The 20,390-nt window shown below is 69.3% G+C and carries 23 protein-coding genes; 5 read left to right on the forward strand and 18 right to left on the reverse strand.

Annotated elements, in window-relative coordinates:
- Positions 1-17: 17 nt before the first annotated feature.
- Positions 18-917 carry a TAXI family TRAP transporter solute-binding subunit gene (locus IG04_RS0113780; RefSeq protein WP_030477013.1) on the forward strand — a complete coding sequence of 300 codons (900 nt, stop codon included), beginning with the start codon at positions 18-20 and terminating at the stop codon, positions 915-917.
- Here the strand turns inward: IG04_RS0113780 and IG04_RS0113785 are convergent.
- The 3 genes from IG04_RS0113785 to lgt are packed head-to-tail and all read right to left on the reverse strand — an operon-like array spanning position 886 to position 3,987.
- Positions 886-2,259: a sensor histidine kinase gene (locus tag IG04_RS0113785; RefSeq protein WP_030477014.1), complete on the reverse strand. Its 1,374-nt coding sequence runs from the start codon at positions 2,257-2,259 to the stop codon at positions 886-888. The two genes, IG04_RS0113780 and IG04_RS0113785, sit on opposite strands and share 32 nt — an antisense overlap.
- A gap of 48 nt (positions 2,260-2,307) precedes the next feature.
- Positions 2,308-2,970, reverse strand: coding sequence for a response regulator transcription factor (locus IG04_RS0113790; RefSeq protein ID WP_030477015.1), 663 nt, complete (start codon positions 2,968-2,970; stop codon positions 2,308-2,310).
- Between the two features lie 3 nt (positions 2,971-2,973).
- Entirely contained in the window at positions 2,974-3,987 is a 1,014-nt protein-coding gene (lgt, locus tag IG04_RS0113795) for a prolipoprotein diacylglyceryl transferase (protein WP_030477016.1), read from the reverse strand.
- A 485-nt stretch (positions 3,988-4,472) separates the two neighbouring features.
- Between lgt and IG04_RS0113800 the strand changes: the two genes are divergently transcribed.
- On the forward strand, positions 4,473-5,621 hold the full coding sequence (locus IG04_RS0113800; protein ID WP_030477017.1) for an FAD-dependent monooxygenase: 1,149 nt from the start codon (positions 4,473-4,475) through the stop codon (positions 5,619-5,621).
- On the opposite strand, the gene IG04_RS0113805 is transcribed toward IG04_RS0113800, so the two are convergent.
- The 6 genes from IG04_RS0113805 to IG04_RS0113830 form a co-directional block, all read right to left on the reverse strand.
- Positions 5,618-6,184: a Uma2 family endonuclease gene (locus IG04_RS0113805; protein WP_030477018.1), complete on the reverse strand. Its 567-nt coding sequence runs from the start codon at positions 6,182-6,184 to the stop codon at positions 5,618-5,620. The genes IG04_RS0113800 and IG04_RS0113805 overlap by 4 nt on opposite strands.
- 397 nt (positions 6,185-6,581) lie before the next feature.
- Positions 6,582-7,370, reverse strand: a complete 789-nt coding sequence (gene trpA / locus IG04_RS0113810) for a tryptophan synthase subunit alpha (protein WP_030477019.1) — start codon at positions 7,368-7,370, stop codon at positions 6,582-6,584.
- Positions 7,370-8,590 (reverse strand): tryptophan synthase subunit beta, encoded by a 1,221-nt coding sequence (trpB, locus tag IG04_RS0113815; RefSeq protein WP_030477020.1) that lies wholly within the window; start codon positions 8,588-8,590, stop codon positions 7,370-7,372. The genes trpA and trpB overlap by 1 nt, the downstream gene beginning before the upstream one ends.
- 35 nt (positions 8,591-8,625) lie before the next feature.
- Positions 8,626-9,435, reverse strand: coding sequence for an indole-3-glycerol phosphate synthase TrpC (gene trpC, locus IG04_RS0113820; RefSeq protein ID WP_030477021.1), 810 nt, complete (start codon positions 9,433-9,435; stop codon positions 8,626-8,628).
- A gap of 132 nt (positions 9,436-9,567) precedes the next feature.
- The gene (locus tag IG04_RS0113825) at positions 9,568-9,969 is read right to left on the reverse strand and encodes a hypothetical protein (protein WP_030477022.1); all 402 of its coding nucleotides are present in this window, start codon (positions 9,967-9,969) and stop codon (positions 9,568-9,570) included.
- Positions 9,959-11,497, reverse strand: a complete 1,539-nt coding sequence (locus IG04_RS0113830; protein WP_030477023.1) for an anthranilate synthase component I — start codon at positions 11,495-11,497, stop codon at positions 9,959-9,961. Before IG04_RS0113830 ends, IG04_RS0113825 begins: the two co-directional genes overlap by 11 nt.
- A gap of 38 nt (positions 11,498-11,535) precedes the next feature.
- On the opposite strand from IG04_RS0113830, the gene IG04_RS0113835 reads away from it, so the two are divergent.
- A complete protein-coding gene (locus IG04_RS0113835; RefSeq protein WP_030477024.1) occupies positions 11,536-12,147 on the forward strand; it encodes a TetR/AcrR family transcriptional regulator in 612 nt (203 codons plus the stop codon).
- Between the two features lie 4 nt (positions 12,148-12,151).
- Here the strand turns inward: IG04_RS0113835 and hisI are convergent, their stop codons facing one another.
- From hisI to hisF, 3 genes are read right to left on the reverse strand one after another with little or no spacing between them, the layout of a single operon-like run.
- Positions 12,152-12,502 (reverse strand): phosphoribosyl-AMP cyclohydrolase, encoded by a 351-nt coding sequence (gene hisI, locus IG04_RS0113840; RefSeq protein ID WP_030477025.1) that lies wholly within the window; start codon positions 12,500-12,502, stop codon positions 12,152-12,154.
- Positions 12,499-12,858: a hypothetical protein gene (locus IG04_RS0113845; RefSeq protein ID WP_030477026.1), complete on the reverse strand. Its 360-nt coding sequence runs from the start codon at positions 12,856-12,858 to the stop codon at positions 12,499-12,501. The genes hisI and IG04_RS0113845 overlap by 4 nt, the downstream gene beginning before the upstream one ends.
- Complete coding sequence (gene hisF, locus IG04_RS0113850) at positions 12,855-13,613, reverse strand: imidazole glycerol phosphate synthase subunit HisF (RefSeq protein WP_030477027.1); 759 nt, start codon at positions 13,611-13,613, stop codon at positions 12,855-12,857. The genes IG04_RS0113845 and hisF overlap by 4 nt, the downstream gene beginning before the upstream one ends.
- Before the next feature lie 45 nt (positions 13,614-13,658).
- Between hisF and IG04_RS0113855 the strand changes: the two genes are divergently transcribed.
- Both IG04_RS0113855 and IG04_RS0113860 read left to right on the forward strand, forming a co-directional pair.
- Positions 13,659-14,039: a PPOX class F420-dependent oxidoreductase gene (locus IG04_RS0113855; RefSeq protein WP_030477028.1), complete on the forward strand. Its 381-nt coding sequence runs from the start codon at positions 13,659-13,661 to the stop codon at positions 14,037-14,039.
- Between the two features lie 187 nt (positions 14,040-14,226).
- Positions 14,227-14,928, forward strand: a complete 702-nt coding sequence (locus IG04_RS0113860; RefSeq protein WP_030477029.1) for a Clp protease N-terminal domain-containing protein — start codon at positions 14,227-14,229, stop codon at positions 14,926-14,928.
- On the opposite strand, the gene priA is transcribed toward IG04_RS0113860, so the two are convergent.
- The 6 genes from priA to IG04_RS0113895 all read right to left on the reverse strand — a co-directional run bounded on the left by priA (position 14,894) and on the right by IG04_RS0113895 (position 20,365).
- A complete protein-coding gene (gene priA, locus IG04_RS0113865; RefSeq protein ID WP_030477030.1) occupies positions 14,894-15,625 on the reverse strand; it encodes a bifunctional 1-(5-phosphoribosyl)-5-((5-phosphoribosylamino)methylideneamino)imidazole-4-carboxamide isomerase/phosphoribosylanthranilate isomerase PriA in 732 nt (243 codons plus the stop codon). The two genes, IG04_RS0113860 and priA, sit on opposite strands and share 35 nt — an antisense overlap.
- Positions 15,622-17,058, reverse strand: coding sequence for a hypothetical protein (locus IG04_RS0113870; protein WP_144065465.1), 1,437 nt, complete (start codon positions 17,056-17,058; stop codon positions 15,622-15,624). Before IG04_RS0113870 ends, priA begins: the two co-directional genes overlap by 4 nt.
- 104 nt (positions 17,059-17,162) lie before the next feature.
- Entirely contained in the window at positions 17,163-17,798 is a 636-nt protein-coding gene (gene hisH / locus IG04_RS0113875; protein ID WP_030477032.1) for an imidazole glycerol phosphate synthase subunit HisH, read from the reverse strand.
- A gap of 10 nt (positions 17,799-17,808) precedes the next feature.
- Positions 17,809-18,621, reverse strand: a complete 813-nt coding sequence (locus IG04_RS0113880) for a hypothetical protein (RefSeq protein WP_144065466.1) — start codon at positions 18,619-18,621, stop codon at positions 17,809-17,811.
- Between the two features lie 188 nt (positions 18,622-18,809).
- The gene (locus IG04_RS0113890) at positions 18,810-19,703 is read right to left on the reverse strand and encodes a transketolase family protein (protein ID WP_030477034.1); all 894 of its coding nucleotides are present in this window, start codon (positions 19,701-19,703) and stop codon (positions 18,810-18,812) included.
- Positions 19,703-20,365 carry a thiamine pyrophosphate-dependent enzyme gene (locus tag IG04_RS0113895; protein WP_030477035.1) on the reverse strand — a complete coding sequence of 221 codons (663 nt, stop codon included), beginning with the start codon at positions 20,363-20,365 and terminating at the stop codon, positions 19,703-19,705. The genes IG04_RS0113890 and IG04_RS0113895 overlap by 1 nt, the downstream gene beginning before the upstream one ends.
- Between the last annotated feature and the right edge of the window lie 25 nt (positions 20,366-20,390).

The following is a 20,390-nucleotide window of genomic DNA, read 5'->3' on the forward strand; positions in this document are numbered from 1 at the left end:
ACAGCTAGGCTTCATCGGTGTCGCTCAGCCGTCGCACGCTTCTGCTAGGGGCCGGACTGGCTCTCGCCGGGTGTACCCCGCGCAGGGTCGAGGCGCCCGCTGAACTGGTGCTCGCGACCGGCCCCGAGGGCGCGGTGTTCCGCGAGGTCGGAGGGGCTCTGGCGGCCGCGCTGGCGGAGCAGTTGCCCGGTACGAAGGTCACCGCGATCCCGACCGCTGCATCGGTCGAGAACCTGCAGTTGTTGCGATCAGGTGAAGCCCAGCTCGCGCTGTCCTCTTTGGACCCCATCGACGTCCCGCAGAGCGTCCGCGCGGTCGGCCGGCTCTACGACAGCTTCATGCAGATCGCGGTCCCGGCGGGGTCGCCGATCCACACCTTCGGCGATCTCGCCGGCAAGCGGATCTCGTTGGGCCCCATCGGTTCCGGCACGGAGTTCACCGCCGAGCGGATGCTGGAGTTCTTCGGCCTGTCCGCAATGGACGAACGCATGGCGCACGCCGAGGCGTCCCGGCGCGTCGCGAACGGGTCACTGGACGCGATGCTGGCGCTGACCGGCATCCCGACGCCCGCGATCACCGATCTGCAGGGCAACGTGCGGCTGGTCAACATCCCGCTGGAGGCGGTCAAGCTCGCCGAGAAGTACAAGGGCCCCTACATCCCGGCGACGATCCCCAGCACCACCTACGAGGACGTGCCGGCGAACCAGACGTTCGCGGTGCCGAACCTGTTGCTGGCGCGCGAGTCACTGAGCGCGGACGTCGTGGAGGTCGTGGCGCGCACGGTGTTCACCGAGACCGCGCGGATCGTGGAGGGCCACCCGGAGGCGTCGCGGATCAACGTCCGCACCGGCATCGCGACCGGCCTCGTTCCGCTGCACGACGGCGCTATGCGCTGGTTCCGTTCCGTGAAGCGCTGAGAGCGACCTTCACGTCCAGTCCCGGGTCCGCGTCGTGCAGGGTGAGCGTGCCGCCGGCCGACTCGATCAGCTCGGCGCAGATCGCGAGCCCCATCCCGGTGCCCGCGATGTTCTGGTGCTTGGTCGCGCGCCAGAACCGCTGCAGCGCGAGCTCGCGTTCCTCGGCGCTCAGGCCGTCGCCGTTGTCGACGACGTGCAGCTCACCGTGCTTGCCGATGATCGTGATCTCGGTGGCGTTGGCGAGCCGGATGGCGTTGCTGACGAGCTCGTCGAGCACGCTGCCAAGGCCGCCGGGCGGTTCCTGCATGGTGAGGCCCGCCGGCACGTCGATCTTCAGCGTGACACCGGACCGGCTCGCGAGCGCCTGCCAGGCCGCCCGGTGCGTCGTGAGCAGCTGGTCGATCTCGACAGGCTCGGTCTGCCGCGCGCTGTCGAGCCGGGTCGCGGCGAGCAGTGTGTCGAGCACGCGCCCCATCTCCTCGGCCTCCTCGACCGCGATCTGGTGCGCTTCCCGCGCGAGTTCGCCGTCCACGTGCGGTTCGAGGTTGTCCACGGCGAGCCGGAGACTCGCCAGCGGGTTCCGCAGCTGGTGCGACGCGTCGGCCACGAACGCCTTCTGCCTGTTCAGGGCTTTGCCGACGACGTCGACCATGGTGTTGAAGCTGCGCGCGAGCCTTCGGAGCTCCTGCGGCCCGCCGACCTCGTCCGCCCGCACGTCCAGGTTGCCCGCGGCCACGGCGGCGGTGGCCTCGTCGAGCCTGCCGACCGGCCTGAGCACCCACCGCGACATGGGCCAGGCGGCGGCGACCACGGCCAGCATCGGCGCGAGCCCGGCCAGCGCCATCAGCCCCCACTGCCGCAGCACCTCGGTCCGCAGGCCCCGCGTCTGCGAGATGGTGACGACCGCGGCCACCACCTCACTGTCCCGCCCGACCGGCTCGACGACGACCATCGGCCCGGTGCGCCACGGCCAGCCCGTGTACTCGGGCTCGGGCCGCACGCCGCCGTTCAGCGCCGTGTTCAGCGACTTCGTGACCTCGCCGTCGCTGCTGGGATCGAACCCCTGCCGTGATGCCAGCAGGATCCGCTTGTCGGCGCTGACCAGCGCGACCGGGATGTCGTAGAGGTTGTCGTAGCGCTGGATCTCCTGGCTCAGGGCCTCCAGCCGGTCCGACTGCAACGCGCTCTCGCCGAGCGCGGCGAACCTGCTCGCGTCGCTGAGGCGGTCGAGGTAGGTCGTCTGGGTCTCACGCTGCACGACTGCGGACGCCAAGGGGATGCCGAGCGCCGCGACCAGGGCGACGAGCAGCGGAACTGTGATGACGAGCAGTCGGCGGAGCATCGGTTGTGATTGTTCCGCAACGGCCTGTGGATGTCTCTCGGACACTCGTCACGCGACGAGCCGGTAACCCACTCCCCTGACCGTCTCGATCTTGACGTGGCCGCCGAGCTTGCCGCGCAACGCCGCGATGTGCGTGTCGAGGGTCCGCGACGGCGCCTCCCAGTGTGCCTGCCACACCTGGTCCACGATGAAGTCGCGGCTCACCACCTCGCCCTTGCGGGTCGCGAGGAGCGCGAGGAGGTCGAACTCCTTGCGCGTCAGCGAGAGCGGCTCACCGTCCAATGTCGCGACCCGCGTCGAGGCGATGATCCGCAGTGGACCGATCTGGATCGGCCCCTCGGTTTCCGGCTCCGCACGGTGCGTGCGCGTCCTCCTGAGGACGGCCTCGATCCGGGCGAGGAGCTCGGACGTGCCGAACGGCTTCACCACGTAGTCGTCGGCCCCGGCCCGCAGGCCGAGCACGCGTTCACGTTCCTCACCGCGCGCGGTCACCGTGATGACGGCGGTGCCCGGCCGGTGCCGCAACTCGCGCAGCACGTCCAGGCCGTCGCCGTCGGGCAGGCCGAGGTCGAGCAGCACCACGTCGGCGGGCGCGGCACGCAGCGCGTCGGCGGCCGTGGCCACCCGATGCACCTCGTAGCCCGCGTGCCGCAGCGCGGTCAGCAGGCCTCGGGCCACCCGGTCGTCATCCTCGACGACGAGCACGCGCACAGATCACTCCGGTTTGACGGATTCCGGGGAGTTCTTGCTGTCCTTCTCGGCGGCGTCGTCCTCGCTGTCCGCGGCGACGCTCTTGTCCTCCACGGCTTCCGCTTCGGTCGCTTCCGCCGTTTCCGCCACGGGATCTCCGTCGGTGCTGCGCAACGCGGCGACGTCCTCACGCTCACCGCGGGACTTGGCGATGATGAAGTACGCGACCGCTCCGATGAACACGATCGCCGACACGAACACGTTCACGCGCGTGCCGAAGACCAGCGTCGCCTCGTCGGTGCGCATGAGCTCGATCCAGAACCGGCCGGCCGTGTAGCCCGCGACGTAGAGCGCGAAGACCCGTCCGTGGCCCAGCCGGAACTTCCGGTCCGCCCACACGATCAGCAGCGCCACACCGAGGCACCACAGCAGCTCGTAGAGGAACGTCGGGTGCACGATCTGGATCGGCGTGTGGTCGGTCGCGACACCGGCGAGCAGGTCCTCGCGCTTGTCCGGCGTGACGCGGCGGTAGATCTCCAGCCCCCACGGCAGCGTCGTGTCGCCGCCGTAGAGCTCCTGGTTGAAGTAGTTGCCGAGCCGCCCGATGCCCTGCGCGACCACGATGCCGGGCGCGAGCGCATCCGCCATCGCGGGCAGCGGAATGCCCCTGCGGCGGCACGCGATCCAGGCACCGACGGCACCGAGCGCGATGGCACCCCAGATGCCGAGGCCACCGTTCCAGATCTCCAGCGCCTTGAGCGGGTTCTTGCCCGGCCCGAAGTACTTATCGTTGTCGGTGATGACGTGGTACAGCCGACCGCCGACGAGGCCGAACGGCACCGCCCACACGGCGATGTCCGTGACCTCGCCCTTTATACCGCCGCGTGCGACCCAGCGGCGCTCACCCCACCAGATCGCGGTGACGATGCCGGCGATGATGCACAGTGCATAGGCCCTGATGGGGACCGGACCGAGGTACCAAACACCGCGGTCGGGACTCGGGATCGTGGCCAGAAGGGCGTCCAACACGGCGCCCACCGTACCGGTCGGCCTGTGAGCGTCCCGTGGGGGCGCACGATCGTTATCGAGCCCGAACCCTGTCGGTGCCGATCACTAGAATAGAAATTGGGGGTACCCGGCCTGGCGCGTGTGTGTGGTAGCTGCGCATAGGCGCGTTGAGCTCGCCTTCCGGGACGCCCGGCTGCGCGCCTGCGATCCGCCGGTCAGACGGTGGAACGGTGCCCGTTCATCCACCTTCGACTGTCTGCCCAGCGGGGCCGAACTCGCGATCCTGGGGCGTTCGTGATCGCGGAGACCAGGCTGGGATCGCGGACGCTTCCCCGATCCGAAGCTGCTTCGCCCACCGCAGAGTTCGAGCGCCGCGCCAGGCCACTGTGACCAACTGCCGCTCGCGGCCTGCGTGGACCGGGCCTCAAGGTCGCGGATCCGCGACCTCAGGGGGTTCGTGATCGCTGAACCGCAATACTCGGACGCGGTCTGGGCGGACTCGTGAAAGGTCGGACATGACGGTCCTGGTGGTCGGCGGCGGTATCGGCGGGCTGGCGACGGCACTCGGGCTCGCGCGGGCCGGGGTGCGGGTGACGGTGCTCGAGGCCGCGGCGGCGTTCGAGGAGATCGGCGCCGGCATCCAGGTCGGGCCCAACGGGTTCCGCATGCTCGACTCGCTGGGCGTGGGTGCCGCGGTGCGGGCTCGGGCCGTGCACGTGGACGAGTTGCGGTTGCGGTGCGGGGTGTCCGGGCGGCAGATCGCCGGATTGCCGATCGACGCGGGCTTTCGGGAGCGGTTCGGCACCTATGCGGTGGTGCACCGCAACGACGTGCTCGCGCCGTTGCTCGACGCCTGCCGGCACGACAAGCGGATCAACCTCCGGGTGAGCAGTGGCGTCGAGGCCTACGCGCAGGACGCTGACGGAGTCACGGCGGTGCTGCGGTCGGGCGACGTCGTGCGCGGGGAGGCACTGATCGGTGCCGACGGGCTGCGGTCGGCGGTGCGACGGCAGCTCGTGGGCGACGGGGATCCGCAGGTGTCCGGGCACACGACGTTCCGCGCGGTCATTCCCTCGCGGAACGTGCCGCAGTCGCTGAAGGAGAACGTCGTCACGCTGTGGGCGGGGCCGCGCTACCACGTCGTTTGGTACGTGATCGCCGGCGGACGGTACGTGAACCTCGTGGCAACCGCGGACAACGCGGCCACGGAGCCCATGAACGGCAAGCCCGTCGAACACACCGAGGTGATGAAGCACTTCACGCCGTTGTGCGACGACGCGACTCGGATCATGGAACTCGCCGACGAGTGGCGTGCGTGGGTGCTGTGCGACCGCACGCCGATCACGAACTGGCAGGACTCACGCGTCGTGCTGCTCGGGGACGCCGCCCATCCCGTGCTGCAGTACGCCGCGCAGGGCGCCTGTCAGGCGTTGGAGGACGCTGTCTGCCTCTCCTCCGTCTTCGATCCTCAGGACGTGGCCGGCTCTTTTGCGCGGTACGTGACGCTCCGCTCGGAGCGCACCGCGCGCGTCCACCACGCCTCGAGGTCGATGGGTCTGGAGGTCTACCACCCTGTCGGCGGTGCGGCTGCGGCCCGTGACGCGATGTTCGCCTCGTGGACCGTGGCCGACCTGCACGAACGGCTGGAGTGGCTCTACGGCTAGGACGGCAGCTCGATCGTGACCGGGAACGGCCGGTCGAACGTCAGCACGCCGGCCTCACTGCGCGCGATCTCGACGTATTCACCTTCTTCGTTGAGTTCGAGCAGCGTCGCCTCGACAACCTTCTTCGACGGGTCGACGATCAAGTAGTAGGGAACTGCGGCTTCCGCATACACATGACGCTTGAGCACCAGGTCGTTCATTCGCGTGCTCTTGGAGAGCACCTCGCCTGCCAGCACAAGGTTCGACACCGGGAACGTGATGTCTGCATCACATGGCTTCACCACTGTGAAGTCCGGGATCAGCAAGCGGCCGGTCGACAGCGAGACGTTGAGCTCGACAGTCGCCTCGAACTGCGCCGGACATGCGCGATCCAGCGCAACGAACACTTTGCCTACTAGCCGCTGGTGCCGGTAACTCCCCAGCGGGCTCACGAGAAGCATCCCGTCGACGAGTTCGATGCGTTGACTGTGATCTTCCGGCAATGCGAGGACGTCTTTGAGCGTCCAAGGCCCTTCGTGGTTGGGCAGCAGGAAATCGGACTGAACTTCGGCTGGCGCCGCCACTGGGCATCACCTCCGTTGACCGCCTGCGTACCACCAGTGTGGCACGTCGAGCGGATGGCTGGCTTGTGCATGAACCCAACGATCGCAGCTCAGACCGACGGTCGAACGGGGTTTTGACCCCAATCGACTCAGGATTCACTCGATCAGGTGTTCGAATCTATGTCATGCTCTTGGAGGAACGTCAATGACTCCGAAAGGAGGCAAGGCTCCCGAAAACTTCATACCCGCCATCCCGACAACCACTCGATGGCGAGCACAGTGTTCAACCCGTTCAAAGCAATTCCGCGCCACCCGACAACCAAGAGGTGAAGCCGCCGCTGCAGAGGCGGCTTCTCAAGCAGCGCAAAGCAAAACCGCCCGGCCGGCAGGCCGAGCGGCTTCACGGAGCAAAGGAGGTTCAGACGGGAGCGACAGCCGATCGCACACCCTTGGCGAGGTCAGCGGCCAGCGCACGCACCGCGGCGTCGCTCTCACCTGCGGCCGTCACGAACGCCGACCCGACGATGACGCCGTCCGCGAACCCGGCGATCTCGGCGGCCTGCGCACCCGACCGCACACCCAGCCCGACACCGATGGGCAGCGTGGTGTGCTCGCGAACCCGCGCGACGAGAGCGGGAGCGGCGGACGACACGACGTCACGGGCGCCCGTGACGCCCATGACCGCGGTGGCGTAGAGGAACCCGGACGAGGCACGCGCGGTCATCGCGATGCGCTCCTCGGTCGACGACGGCGCCACCAGGAAGGTGCGGTCGAGGCCGTGCGCGGCCGAAGCCGCCATCCAGTCCTCGGCCTCGTCCGGCACGAGGTCGGGCGTGATGATGCCGAGCCCACCGGCGGCGGCGAGGTCGCGCGCGAACGCGTCGACGCCGTAGCGCAGCACCGGGTTCCAGTACGTCATCACGACCGCACGCCCACCGGCGTCGGACACGGCAGCCACCACGTCGAACAGGTCCCGCACGCGGAAGCCCGCGGACAGTGCCTGCTCGGCGGCGGCCTGGATCGTCGGGCCGTCCATCACCGGGTCGGAGAACGGCAGGCCGACCTCGACCAGATCGCATCCTGACTCGATCATCGAACGGAGGTGGTCCTTGGAACCCTCGACCGTGGGGAAACCCGCGGGCAGGTAGCCGATCAGCGCGGCACGCGACTCGGCCCGCGCGGTGGCGAACACGTCAGACAACGACATCAGGCCTGTCCCCCGTCAGCGAGGCCGAAGTACTTCACGGCCGTGTCCATGTCCTTGTCACCGCGGCCGGAGAGGTTCACGACCAGGAGTCCGTCCGGTCCCAGCGACGGTCCGAGCTTCAGCGCGCCCGCGAGCGCGTGCGAGGACTCGATCGCCGGGATGATGCCCTCGGTGCGCGAGAGCAGGGCGAACGCCTCCATGGCCTCGGCGTCGGTGACCGGGAAGTACTCGGCGCGGCCGATGTCCTTCAGGTGCGAGTGCTCGGGACCCACGCCGGGGTAGTCGAGGCCGGCGGAGATCGAGTGCGCCTCGGTGATCTGGCCGTCCTCGTCCTGCATGACGTACGACATCGCGCCGTGCAGGGAACCGGGCGTGCCCGCCGTCAGCGTCGCGCCGTGGCTGCCGCTGTCCAGGCCGGAGCCGCCGGGCTCGACACCGACCAGGCGGACGTCCGCGTCGTCGATGAAGCCGTGGAAGATGCCGATCGCGTTCGAGCCGCCACCGACACAGGCGACGACGGCGTCGGGCAGCCGCCCGGCCTTCTCGAGGATCTGCTCGCGCGCCTCGATGCCGATGATCCGGTGGAAGTCGCGGACCAGCAGCGGGAACGGGTGCGGCCCCGCGGCGGTGCCGAGCAGGTAGTGGGTGTCGTCGACGTTGGCGACCCAGTCGCGCAACGCCTCGTTGATCGCGTCCTTCAGGGTGCGCGACCCGGACTTCACCGGGATGACCTCGGCGCCCAGCAGACGCATGCGGGCGACGTTGAGCGACTGGCGCTCGGTGTCGACCTCGCCCATGTAGACGACGCAGTCGAGGCCGAGGAGCGCGCACGCGGTCGCCGTCGCCACGCCGTGCTGGCCGGCGCCGGTCTCCGCGATCACGCGCTGCTTGCCCATGCGCTTGGTCAGCAACGCCTGGCCGAGCACATTGTTGATCTTGTGGGAACCCGTGTGGTTGAGGTCCTCACGCTTGAGCCACACCCGCGTACCGGCGTGCTCCGCGAACTTCGGGGCCTCGGTCAGCAGCGACGGACGGCCCGCGAAGTCCCTCAGGAGGCGCTTGAACTCGTTCACGAACTCCGGGTCGAGCCGCGCCTTGTCGTACTCGGCGGCCAACTCGTCCACCGCGGCGATCAGGGCCTCCGGGACGAACCGGCCGCCCCACGGGCCGAAGTGGCCACGCGCGTCGGGATCATGCGGTGTGGGCGTGAACTGGCCCATCGGGTAACTCCTCTGGCGCTTGGATCAACCGTGCCCTACCGGCTGGGCCGGGGGCACGCGGGGTGTGAGCCCGCGGTCACGAGCTTGTTCACGGCGGCCTTGGGGTCTCCGCTGGTCACCAGGCTTTCGCCGACGAGCACCGCGTCGGCACCCGCGCCGGCGTACGACATCAGGTCGCCGGGCCCGGTCACACCCGACTCGGCGATCTTGATCGTCTCGAAGGGTAGACCCGGAGCGATCCTGCCGAAAACGTCTTTGTCGACCTCCAACGTGTGGAGGTTGCGCGCGTTCACGCCGATGACCGATGAACCCGCCTCCAGCGCGCGGTCGGCCTCCTCGGCCGTGTGCACCTCGACGAGCGCCGTCATGCCGAGCGACTCGACGCGGTCCAGCAGCGACACGAGCGCGTTCTGCTCCAGCGCGGCCACGATCAGCAGCACCACGTCCGCACCGTGCATACGCGCCTCGTGCACCTGGTACGGCGACACGATGAAGTCCTTGCGCAGCAGCGGGATCTTCACCGCCCGGCGCACCGCGTCGAAGTCCGCCAGCGACCCGCCGAAGCGGCGCTGCTCGGTCAGCACGCTGATCACCGACGCGCCGCCCGCCTCGTAGGCGGACGCGAGCTCGGCCGGCTCCGGGATCTCCGCCAGTGCGCCCTTGGAGGGGCTGCGGCGCTTGACCTCGGCGATGACACCCACGTTCGGACCGCGCAGCACCGACAGCACGTCGAGCGGCGGCGAGGCCTTGGCGGCCTGCTCCTTCACGACGGCGAAGGGCAACTTGGCCTCGCGAGCGGCGAGATCCTCACGCACACCTTCGAGGATCGACTCGAGAACCGTCACAGTGTTGTTCCCCTTCCCGCTATGGGGATGCTAACCCCGCCGGAGTAACGCCCCAGCCACCGGGGTTCAAGTGTCCCCGCAGCTAACCGAGGCCGTACACGTGTCACATGCACGAACGTGGGTGAATGATCTTCACTCGTTCGAGGCCGTCCTGCCAGGGGTCGTACCGTCGGTCGGATCATCCCCGCGCTCCAGCGCGCGCCACATGTCCGTCTCGGGGTCGTGTGCGCGGGTCTTCTGCCCGCCCACCCCGATCTTCGGCATCCGAGCCCCCAGCGCCACCTGAAGCGCGCCGGAGGCCACCACGAGCACGCCTCCGGCGATCGCCAACCAGTGGCCGGAGAACGCCCCGGCGATGCCGACGACGACCAGCAACGCGCCGAGGACCCGGCGCGTCACCCCGCTCAGCGCGACGACCGCCGCGACGGCCGCGAGGCAGAGCAACGCGACCGGCACCGAGCCGGCGCCCCAGAAGGCACCCGCCGCGCCCACGAGCAGGAGCGCGGCGATCCACAGCGGCGAGCTAGCTTTCAACTGCCGGCGCCATCGTCTGTGCGGTGGCGATCGCGGCCAGCACCGCGCCCGCCTTGTTCAGGCACTCGTTGTCCTCGGCCAGCGGGTCCGAGTCGGCCACGATGCCGCCACCGGCCTGCACGTACGCCACCCCGTCGCGCACCAGGGCGGTACGGATGGCGATGGCGGTGTCCGCGTCCCCGGCGAAGTCGAAGTAGCCGACGACGCCGCCGTAGAGGCCGCGGCGCGTGGGCTCCAGTTCCTCGATGAGCTCCATCGCGCGCGGCTTGGGCGCACCGGACAGCGTCCCGGCCGGGAAGCAGGCCGCGACCGCGTCGTAGGCCGTCTTGCCCTCGGCCAGCTCACCGGTCACGGTCGACACGATGTGCATGACGTGGCTATACCGCTCGACCTTGAAGAAGTCGACGACGTGCACCGAACCCGGCTTGCAGACGCGCCCCAGGTCGTTGCGGCCGAGGTCGACGAGCATCAGGTGCTCGGCGCGTTCCTTGTGGTCCGCGAGGAGGTCCTTCTCCAGCAGGGCGTCTTCCTCGGGGTCCTCGCTGCGCCAGCGGGTGCCCGCGATCGGGTGCGTGGTCGCCTTGCCGTCGCGCACCGTGACCAGCGACTCCGGGCTGGACCCGACGATGTCGAACCCGTCGAGGCGCAGCAGGTACATGTACGGGCTGGGGTTCGTCGCGCGCAGCACCCGGTAGATGTCGAGCGCGTCGGCGTCCGTGTCGATCTCGAACCGCTGCGACACGACGATCTGGAACGCCTCGCCCGCCCGGATGGCCTCCTTGGCCTTCTCGACGGCCGCGAAGTGCTCGGCCTGCGAGCGCCGGCGGCGGAACTCCGGCTTGGGCCGCGAGAAGACGGCGGCCGTCGGCGGCGCGGGCGTGTGCAGCGCCGTCGTCATCTCGTCGAGCCGGCGCACCGCGTCGTCGTACGCGGCGTCGACCCGTTCGGCCGAGTCGTCCCAGTTGATCGCGTTCGCGATGAGCGTGACGGTGCCCTCGTGGTGGTCGAGCGCGGCGAGGTCGGTCGCCAGCAGCATGACCAGCTCGGGGATCTTCAGGTCGTCCTCGGCGATGACGGGCAGCCGCTCCAGCCGCCGCACCGCGTCGTAGCCGATGTAGCCGACCATGCCGCCGGTCAGCGGGGGCATCCCGGGCAACGGGTCCGTGCGCAGCACCTCGATGGTCTCGCGCAACGCCTCCAGCGGGTCGCCGCCGTCGGGCAGGCCGACGGGCCGCGTACCCGTCCAGAACGCCTCACCGCCCGTCGCCGTGAGCGCCGCCGTCGACCGCACGCCGATGAACGACCAGCGCGACCAGGACCGCCCGTTCTCCGCCGACTCGAAGAGGAACGTGCCGGCCTGACTGGCCCCGAGCTTGCGGTACAGGCCGACCGGGGTCTCCGCGTCCGCGAGCAGCTTGCGGACCACCGGGATGACCCGGCGGTTGACCGCGAGCTCGCGGAACTCCTCACGCGTAGGACTCACAGTCCCCAGACCAGAGGCGGCCACAGCCCCGATGACGCTCACCATGCCGACAATTGTTGCATAAATTCAACATCTGTTGAACTATGGCCCTCGTGGAGCAAGTCAACCAGAAACGCCGAGGCCGCCGTGCCGCGGGCGAGGACACCAAGGCCGCGCTCGTCGCAGCGGCCCGCGAGGTGTTCGTCGAGAAGGGCTACGACGGCGCCACGGTACGCGCGATCGCCGCCAAGGCAGGCGTGGACGCCGCGATGGTCAACCACTGGTTCGGCGGCAAGGAAGGCCTGTTCGCGCAGTCGGTGCTGCAGCTCCCGTTCGACCCGGCCGAGATCCTCAAGCGCATCCTCGACGGACCGGCCGAAGAGGCGGGCGAACGCATCGTGCGCACCTTCGTGACGGTGTGGGACGCGACCGGCGGCGGCACGTTCGCGGCTCTGATCCGCAGCGTCACCAGCCAGCCGGAGGTGGCGGGCGCCCTGAAGTCGTTCCTCATCAACGCGATCTTCAAGAACGTGCTCACGGCGCTCGACGCCGAGCAGCACGAACTCCGGGCCACGTTGTGCGCGACCCAGATGGTCGGGCTCGGCATCGTCCGGTACGTCGTGCAGTTCGAGCCGCTGGCGTCGACCGACCTGGAGACCGTGGTCCGAACCGTCGCCCCGAACCTCCAGCGCTACCTCACCGGCGACCTCGACTAGAGCATCACGCGTCGGCGAGCAGCACCGTGGCGTCGAAGCACGTGCGGTCGCCCGTGTGGCAGGCGGCGCCGGCCTGGTCGACGGTCAGCAGCAGCGTGTCGCCGTCGCAGTCGAGCCTGACCTCGTGCACGTACTGGGTGTGCCCGGAGGTCTCGCCCTTCACCCACAGCTGCCGGCGGCTGCGCGAGTAGTACGTCGCGCGGCGGGTGGTGAGGGTGCGGTGCAGTGCCTCGTCGTCCATCCACGCCACCATGAGCACCTCACCGGTACCGCGCTGCTGGGCGACCGCGCACACCAGGCCGTCCGGGGTGCGCTTGAGCCTGTCGGCGATGGCGGGATCGAGCGGGTTGCTCAACGGGGACCTCCCAGGTGTTCACGAGCCGGTCCGGTGTTGAGCAGGACCACTCCGTAGATGTGCACAGCGGACAGCACTCCGGACGCGACGCGGGTCCACGCCGGTCCCTCGGCCAGCACGATGACGAGGTGCAGCAGCGCGACGAGGACGAACACGATCATCGCCGGGTAGTGCATGAACCGGAGCCTGATGAGCAGCGCCGCCGCGACGGGCAGCTCGAGGATCGCGATGAACGACGGCAGCTTCAGCACGTCCGCGTCGCCGGTCGAGCGCCACAGGACCAGGCCGATCACGAAGAACACCAGGGCGCCACCGAAGGCGACCGCCGAGGCGACCCGCACCTCGACCGGTTTCATCGCACCACGACGCCGGCTTGACGCAGGCCGTCCTTGACCTCGCTGATGCGGAGCTGGCCGAAGTGGAAGACGCTCGCGGCGAGCACGGCGTCGGCGCCCGCGGCGACAGCCGGCGGGAAGTGGTCGATCGCGCCCGCGCCGCCGCTCGCGATCAGCGGGACGTCGACCTCGCGGCGCACCAGTTCGAGGAGTTCGAGGTCGAAGCCGGCCTTGGTGCCGTCGGCGTCCATCGAGTTCAGCAGGATCTCGCCGACGCCCAGCTCCTGGCCCTTCGCGGCCCAGGCGATCGCGTCGATGCCGGTGCCGTTGCGGCCGCCGTGCGTCGTGACCTCGAAGCCGGTGCCGCCGGGCACTCGCCGTGCGTCGACCGACAGCACGATGCACTGCGCGCCGTACCGCTCCGAGCACTCCTTGAGCAGCTCGGGGCGTGCGATGGCGGCGGTGTTGAGGCTGACCTTGTCCGCGCCCGCGCGGAGCAGCTTGTTGACGTCCTCGGGACTGCGCACGCCGCCGCCGACCGTGAGGGGGATGAACACCTGCTCGGCCGTGCGGCGGACGACGTCGAACGTCGTCTCCCGGTCGCCGCTGCTCGCCGTCACGTCGAGGAACGTCAGCTCGTCCGCGCCCTCGGCGTCGTACGCCCTGGCAAGCTCGACGGGATCGCCCGCGTCGACGAGGTTGGTGAAGTTGACACCCTTCACCACCCGGCCGCGGTCGACGTCGAGACAGGGGATGACACGGACCGCGACTGACATGCGGGAAAGCCTACAAGGCAGGCCCGGGGACTACGCTGCGGCGCCATGATCACCGAGTTGGGCGAGGGCAAGTACCTGCTGCTGACGACGTTCCGCAAGGACGGCACCCCGGTACCCACCCCGGTCTGGGTCGTGCCGGGTGAGAGCGACGACGTCATCTACGCCTGGAGCGCGCGGGACACCGGCAAGGTCAAGCGGATCCGCCGCAACGGCGACGTGGAGATCGGGCCGTGCGACGTCCGCGGCAACCCGAAGGGCGCGTCGGTCAAGGCGCACGCGGCGCTGGTGGACGACGACGAGAGCGACGTCGTGCGGTCGCGGATCTCGAAGAAGTACGGGCTGTTCGGATGGTTCACGGTGTTCGGCAGCAAGCTTCGGCGCGGGCGGACCGGGTCGGTGGGTATCCGGATCACCGGGGCGAGCTGACCGGTAGACGCCCGTCAATCAATGTCGAGTCCACGTTGATGATGCCGGTCCACGTTGACGAGGCGGATCAACGTTGATTTCGCGCGTCCATGTCGACTCAACGTCGACCGGACGCGTCGACATCGAGCCTGGGTTGAGCGTCAACTCTAGGTTGACCCGAAACTCAGCGTCAACCTAGAGTTGACGGATGATCCAGTTGACCGACCTCATCGTCACGGTCGCTCAAGAAGCAGACGACGCTCTCCTGCGCCTGGCCAAGGCCGTCGAGATGAGTAGCCAGCTCAGCGAACTCGGCGACCACCTGATCGGCCACTTCGTGGACGAGGCGCGGCGGGGCGGGGCGAGCTGGGCCGAGATCGGCGAGAGCCTCGGCGTCACGAAGCAGGCCGCGCAGAAGCGGTTCGTGCCCAGGGAGTCGCCGGAGCTCAGCAAGCCGAGCACAGAGCGCTACACCCAGCGGTCGCGACGGGTCATCGCGCTGGCGAGGCACCACGCGCGGTTCAGCGAGCGGATCGGCACCGAGCATCTGCTGCTCGGGCTGCTCGACGAGTCGGCCGGCCTCGCGGCCAAGACCATCGCGAAGCTGGAGTCGGGCGACGGCAGCACGCGCATCGCGACCCTCAACCGGCTCGACTCAGAGGCCAAGCAGCGGCCGGAGAAGCAGCCGTACACGACGCACTGCAAGAAGGCCCTGGAACTGGCCGTGCGTGAGGCGCTCCGGATGGGCCACATGTTCATCGGCACCGAGCACATCCTGCTCGGCGTGTTGCTGGAGGCCGACGGAACCGCGGCCGACGTGCTGCACAACACAGGTGTGACGCACGCGGCCGCGGCCGCTCATGTGGAAGCCGTGGTCAACGGACCGCAGCGAGTGCTTCCGGGAGCGTGAAGGCGCCGGCGTACAGGGCCTTGCCGATGATCGAGCCCTCGACGCCGTCGCGTGACAGCTTCGAGAGCGCGACCAGGTCGTCCACAGTGGACACGCCGCCGGACGCGATCACCGGGGCGTCGGTGCGGGCGCAGACCTCGCTCAGCAGCTCCAGGTTCGGGCCCGTCAGCGTGCCGTCCTTCGACACGTCGGTGACCACGTAACGCGTGCAGCCGTCGCGGTCGAGCCGGTCGAGGACCTCCCAGAGGTCGCCGCCGTCCGACGTCCAGCCGCGGCCCTTGACCCGGTGGCCCTGCTCGGTGATGCGGACGTCGAGGCCCACCGCGATCTTCTCGCCGTACGCCGCCAGCGCCTTCGCGCACCACTCCGGGTCTTCCAGCGCGGCCGTGCCCAGGTTCACGCGGGCGCAGCCGGTGGCCAGGGCGGCCTCCAGCGACGCGTCGTCGCGGATGCCGCCGGACAGCTCCACCTTCACGTCCAGCTCGCCGACGACGCGGGCGATCAGCTCGCGGTTGGAGCCGCGGCCGAACGCCGCGTCGAGGTCGACGAGATGGATCCACTCCGCCCCGTCGCGCTGCCACTGCAGGGCAGCGTCGAGCGGCTCGCCGTAGTTCGTCTCGGTACCGGCTTCGCCCTGCACGAGCCGGACGGCGCGACCGTCGGCCACGTCAACAGCGGGGAGGAGTGTGAACGTCACCCGAGCAGCCTAGCGTCCCCCAGCACAAGGGCGGCCACGCGCTCCTGGGCCGCCGTGGCCCGCGGGAACTTCGACGGGACCGGCGTGCCGGGGCCGGTCGCGGCAGGTCCGACGCCGGTCCAGGGCCCGAAGACCATGATCCCGACGAACGCGGGGTGCTGCCGTGCCAGCGCCATGTACAGGTACTGGGTGCTTTCGAGGTCCGCGTCGGTCCTGTCCGCGCACCACGACTGGGGCGCGGCCTCGGGGAGCAGGAACAGCTCCTTGCCCGGCGCGCGCTCCGCCAGCTTGGTCATGCGCGCGTCCAGCGCCTCGTACCCGGTGCAGTACTCGTCGAAGCCGACCCAGTCGACGGCGGCGGGCACGGTGAAGGCGTCGTCGACCCGGATACCCGCCTCGATCAGCATGACCTTCCTGTCCGGGAACGTGTTCTTGATCCGCTGAGCCGAGAACTCGACGTCGGCGAAGCGCGCGCCGTGGTGGAACGGCTCGTCCTGCAGCACGAACCCGGCCACGCGGTCGAGGTACGGCCGCACCTTCGAGGCGAGGACCTCCCAGCGCTCGGCGGCGTTCGGGTGCAGCGGGCAGCCGGCCGCGTCGCAGTCGAAGAACTCGTTGCCCGTGTGGACGACGCAACCCGCGGGGGCGCAGTCCCGCAGCACCTCGGGACGGTAGGCGTCGAAGTCGCTGATCTGCACCCAGTTCAGGTTGCTGCGACCGCGCACCTCGGGCAGGTGGTTGCCGCCGGCGGCGTTCAGCCGCGCGCCGAAATAGCCGTAGTAGCGCAGCTGGGACCCGGGAAGCTTGCGCAGGTCGTCGGAGTTCATCCGTTCGACGCGGAGGTCGTCGACGAGGCTGACGGTCCTGTTGTTGTCGGAGTAGCGGCCGAGGTAGATCCACAGCCGGTCGGTCGGCACCGCGGTGCCCAGCGTGATCGTCTTGCGCGTGCCGTTGACCGAGAGGCCGAGCGTCGATCCGGCCGGCGTCAGCGTCACGTCGAACGAGCCGTCGGACTTGGACGAGGCGAACGAGGGCAGGTTCGCGACGGACTTGCCGGCCTGGAAGACCTGAACGCCCCCGTTGGCGCGCACCAGGAAGCCGAGATCGATGTCCTGATTGGACACATAACCCCAGCTGTTCGCCGAACGTGCCAGCGCGATCGACGACCAGTCGCCGGACGTGCGGTCGCCCGCCACCGGCGTCAGCGTCGCCGAGATCGACGAACCGGTGGACGGCGCGTCGAGCCGCACGGCCGTCGTGCCGAGGTGCATCGACAGCTTGCCGCGGTGGTTCGGGTGGTTGACCTGCGCGTACCACGGGCGCGGCACATCACCGGTGTTCCACCTGCCGGACACTCGGCTGTAGGTGACGGCGCCGGTTCCCTGGCGCTGCTTGAGGTTGTCGTTCAGGCCGTAGGTGGGATCCGCGGTCACGGCACCATCGAAGTCGTCTTGGAACGGTGCCGGTGCGGCGTGCGCGCCCCCAGGCACGGCAACGAAGGCAGCCACGAGTGTGGCTACCGTCAGCAGTCGTGTGATCACGACAAGGTAGTCAACCAGTTCCGCAGCAGGTGCGCCCCGGCATCGCCGGACTTCTCCGGGTGGAACTGGGTCGCCCACAACGGGCCGTTCTCGACCGCCGCGACGAACTCGTCCCCCGCGTGGTCCGCCCACGTCACGAGCGGCGGCTTGAGGTGTTCGGCCGGCTCGAGCTCCCAGCGGCGCACGCCGTAGGAGTGCACGAAGTAGAACCGCGTGTCCTTGTCGAGGCCGGCGAAGAGCTTCGAATCCTCAGGCGCACGCACGGTGTTCCAGCCCATGTGCGGCACGATCGGCGCTTCGAGGCGCTCGACGGTGCCGGGCCACTCGCCGCAGCCCTCGGTCAGCACGCCGTGCTCGATGCCGCGTTCGAAGAGGATCTGCATGCCCACGCAGATGCCGAGCACCGGACGGCCGCCGGCGAGGCGCTCGCCGATGAGCCGGGCGCCCCGCACCGAGTTGAGGCCCTCCATGCACGCCGCGTAGGCACCGACGCCGGGCACGACCAGTCCGTCCGCCTCACGGACGGCTCGATGGTCCGACGTCACCTCGACGTCGGCGCCGACGCGCTGAAGCGCGCGCTCGGCGGAGCGCAGGTTGCCGGATCCATAGTCAAGTACGACGACACGTGCCACGCCCACCAGGCTAGTCGGTCGGGACGGCACCCTGCGTGACCGGTATGACCGGCAACACGGTGTTGATCGGTTTCGTGCGCACGAGCCGGCGCCTGAGCACGACCAGCAGCCCTACCAGCATCGCGAGCAGCAGGAGGACGACGAGGTAGTACACGACCGCCGGGATGTCGAAGATCACCGTCGCCGCGGCCGCCAGCACGATCAGCGGGCCGATCAGCCAGAGCGGCCACAGTTGCGTGCGCGGCGGTTCGAGCGTCCGCAGCACGGCTTCCGCCCTGCCCTGCTCGGTGAGTTCCGCGACCCGCGCGACCTCGTGCAGCCCCGCCGCACGGAAGAAGTCCGGGATCGCCGCACGGCCGTTCCCGAAGTCGCGGATGCGTTCGAGCGTGCCCTTGCGGCCGGCCGCCGGGTACAGCGCGGTGAGCTTGTCGATGGCGTCGAGCTGCCACTTCTCCTTCTCGCGCAGGTCGACCATGCCCGCGGTGGCGCGGTCGAAGGACCGGCCGACCGGCCCCGACTGCTTGGCCTGCGCCGACAGCCGCAGCACCGCCTCGCGCGATCCCCACATCGAGGCGCGGCCGAGCGACGTGGTGAACATGTAGAGCAGCGCGGCGTCGTCGTTCCACACGGCCAGGGCCGCGCCGCGCCCGATCTTGCGCACCCGGTTCGTCATGTACGCGGCCTCGCTGAGCTTGGTGCCCGGCGGAGGCAGCAGGACCGTGCCGGACTGCACCGGAACCAGCGCCGCGGGACCCACGTTGCCGCTGTGCATGGACTTCTGCAGCTCGGCGGCGTTCAACGGGGTCCAGATCAGCATTCTCACGACCAACATCATTCCTGGTCGGCCTCGCGCGCCCGCACAGACATGCCAAAGACGTCCCGGACGTCCGTCCACAGCAGACGTGGGGTGTGCACGATCAGGATCGGCCTGATCGTGCACACCGCCTCACCTCTTAAACGGCGCGAGAAGGCGCGCCGGTCCAGTCATCCCCCATGACTGCGAACATTTCTTCACCCCCTGAAGAAACTCCGCACAGCACTCCCCAGCCCCACCACGTCGAGATCATGTGCCGCGTCATGATCTTCAGCCGTGCCGTAGTTGCGGAGCTCTGCGTGTCGTTTGACACCTGTAGAACGAATGCGGTGCGGGATTTGTTGCAGTGTCTCTGATACGAGATGAGAAGAAGTTCCCTCCAAGTAGGGCTCCACCACCATCACGTCGGCGTGGTCGGTGTTCTGCACGGCCTTGCGCAGCCCGGTCGCGTCGAACGGCCGTACCGTGGCCGCGTACAGCACCGTGACGTCGGCGTTCTCGGAATCGACGGCCTTGAGCACGCGGTCGAGCATCGGCCCGACGGCGAGCACGACGCCGCGTTTTCCGTGCCGGACCGTCGTGAATCCTTCGCCCACGGGATAGGCCTGGGTGTTCTCGTGCAGCGAAAGCCTCATGTAGACCCGGTTGTCGTCTTTCAGCGCCTGCTGGAGCAATGGCGTGACCTCGTCCGGATGTCCGGGCACGTGCACAGTCCAGCCCGGAAGCGTGTCGAACAACGCGACGTCACCCGGTGACTGGTGCGTACGGCCCCACGCCGGGTCGTCATAGGACGCTCCGATGCTCACGAACACCGCGCCGACGTCCTGATGTCCGATGTCGAGCTTGATCTGCTCGTACGGCCGTTCGACCAGGAACGGCGCGTAGCTGTGCACGACCGGCCGCAGCCCGGCCAGCGCCAGGCCACTCGCGACGCCCACCATGGTCTGCTCGCGGATCCCGACGTCCACGACGCGTTCGTTCTCCTGCGGGAACTCGTTGCTGGAGATCACCGCGGTCACCACGGCGATCCGCGGGTCGGCGGCGATCTCGTCGTTGACCGTCTCGACGAAGGCCTGGCGCATGGTGGTCATCAGTTGCCCTTCTCGATCTTGGCGACCACCGCGTACGGGCGGTCGTGCGGCGCGGTCAGTGCGGTGAAGACGGCCTCGTGGTCGCGGCCGTCGATCTCGGCGGTCTGCCACCCCTCGACGGCGAACCGCCGCGCGATGCCACCGGGCCAGCCGTACATCGCGGACTGGTTGTCGATCACGATCGCGGTGAGGTTCGCGACCTTCAGCCGCGCCGCCACCGCGATCGCCTCGTGGTTGCTGCCCTCGTCCAGCTCACCGTCGCCGACCAGCACGAACGTGCGGCCACGGCTGCCGGCGATCCGCTGCCCGATCGCCGTGCCCACCGCGATCGGCAGCCCGTGGCCGAGCGAGCCGCTGCTGATCTCCGCGCCGCGCACGAGCACCCGGTCGGGGTGCTGGCCGAGCGGGCTGTCCCACGACGTCCAGTCGTCCAGAGTGGACTCGTCGATGAACCCCTTCTCCGCGAGCACGGCGTAGTACGCCATCGGTCCGTGCCCCTTGGACAGCAGGAACCGGTCGCGATCGGGGTCGTCAGCCGTCGCGGGTGTGACGTTGAGGACCTTGTCGTAGAGGACCCAGAGCACGTCGATCGTGGAAGCCGCAGCCCACTCGTGCTTCTCGTCCCCGGTCATCCTCGCGAAGAGCTCTGGTATCCGTTGCATGGCAACAACTGTTCAACCTCGACCA

It is taken from the genome of Lentzea albidocapillata (assembly GCF_000719115.1).
GTDB classification, from domain to species: domain Bacteria; phylum Actinomycetota; class Actinomycetes; order Mycobacteriales; family Pseudonocardiaceae; genus Lentzea; species Lentzea albidocapillata.

Coding starts and splice junctions, on each gene's coding strand:
- IG04_RS0113785 (WP_030477014.1), bottom strand. CDS start 2,259: ATGCTCCGCCGACTGCTCGTCATCACAGTTCCGCTGCTCGTCGCCCTG.
- IG04_RS0113800 (WP_030477017.1), top strand. CDS start 4,473: ATGACGGTCCTGGTGGTCGGCGGCGGTATCGGCGGGCTGGCGACGGCA.
- IG04_RS0113890 (WP_030477034.1), bottom strand. CDS start 19,703: ATGACCACCATGCGCCAGGCCTTCGTCGAGACGGTCAACGACGAGATC.
- trpB (WP_030477020.1), bottom strand. CDS start 8,590: ATGGGCCAGTTCACGCCCACACCGCATGATCCCGACGCGCGTGGCCAC.
- hisF (WP_030477027.1), bottom strand. CDS start 13,613: ATGTCAGTCGCGGTCCGTGTCATCCCCTGTCTCGACGTCGACCGCGGC.
- IG04_RS0113855 (WP_030477028.1), top strand. CDS start 13,659: ATGATCACCGAGTTGGGCGAGGGCAAGTACCTGCTGCTGACGACGTTC.
- IG04_RS0113835 (WP_030477024.1), top strand. CDS start 11,536: ATGGCCCTCGTGGAGCAAGTCAACCAGAAACGCCGAGGCCGCCGTGCC.
- IG04_RS0113830 (WP_030477023.1), bottom strand. CDS start 11,497: ATGGTGAGCGTCATCGGGGCTGTGGCCGCCTCTGGTCTGGGGACTGTG.
- trpA (WP_030477019.1), bottom strand. CDS start 7,370: ATGTCGTTGTCTGACGTGTTCGCCACCGCGCGGGCCGAGTCGCGTGCC.
- IG04_RS0113895 (WP_030477035.1), bottom strand. CDS start 20,365: ATGCAACGGATACCAGAGCTCTTCGCGAGGATGACCGGGGACGAGAAG.
- IG04_RS0113860 (WP_030477029.1), top strand. CDS start 14,227: ATGATCCAGTTGACCGACCTCATCGTCACGGTCGCTCAAGAAGCAGAC.
- IG04_RS0113845 (WP_030477026.1), bottom strand. CDS start 12,858: ATGAAACCGGTCGAGGTGCGGGTCGCCTCGGCGGTCGCCTTCGGTGGC.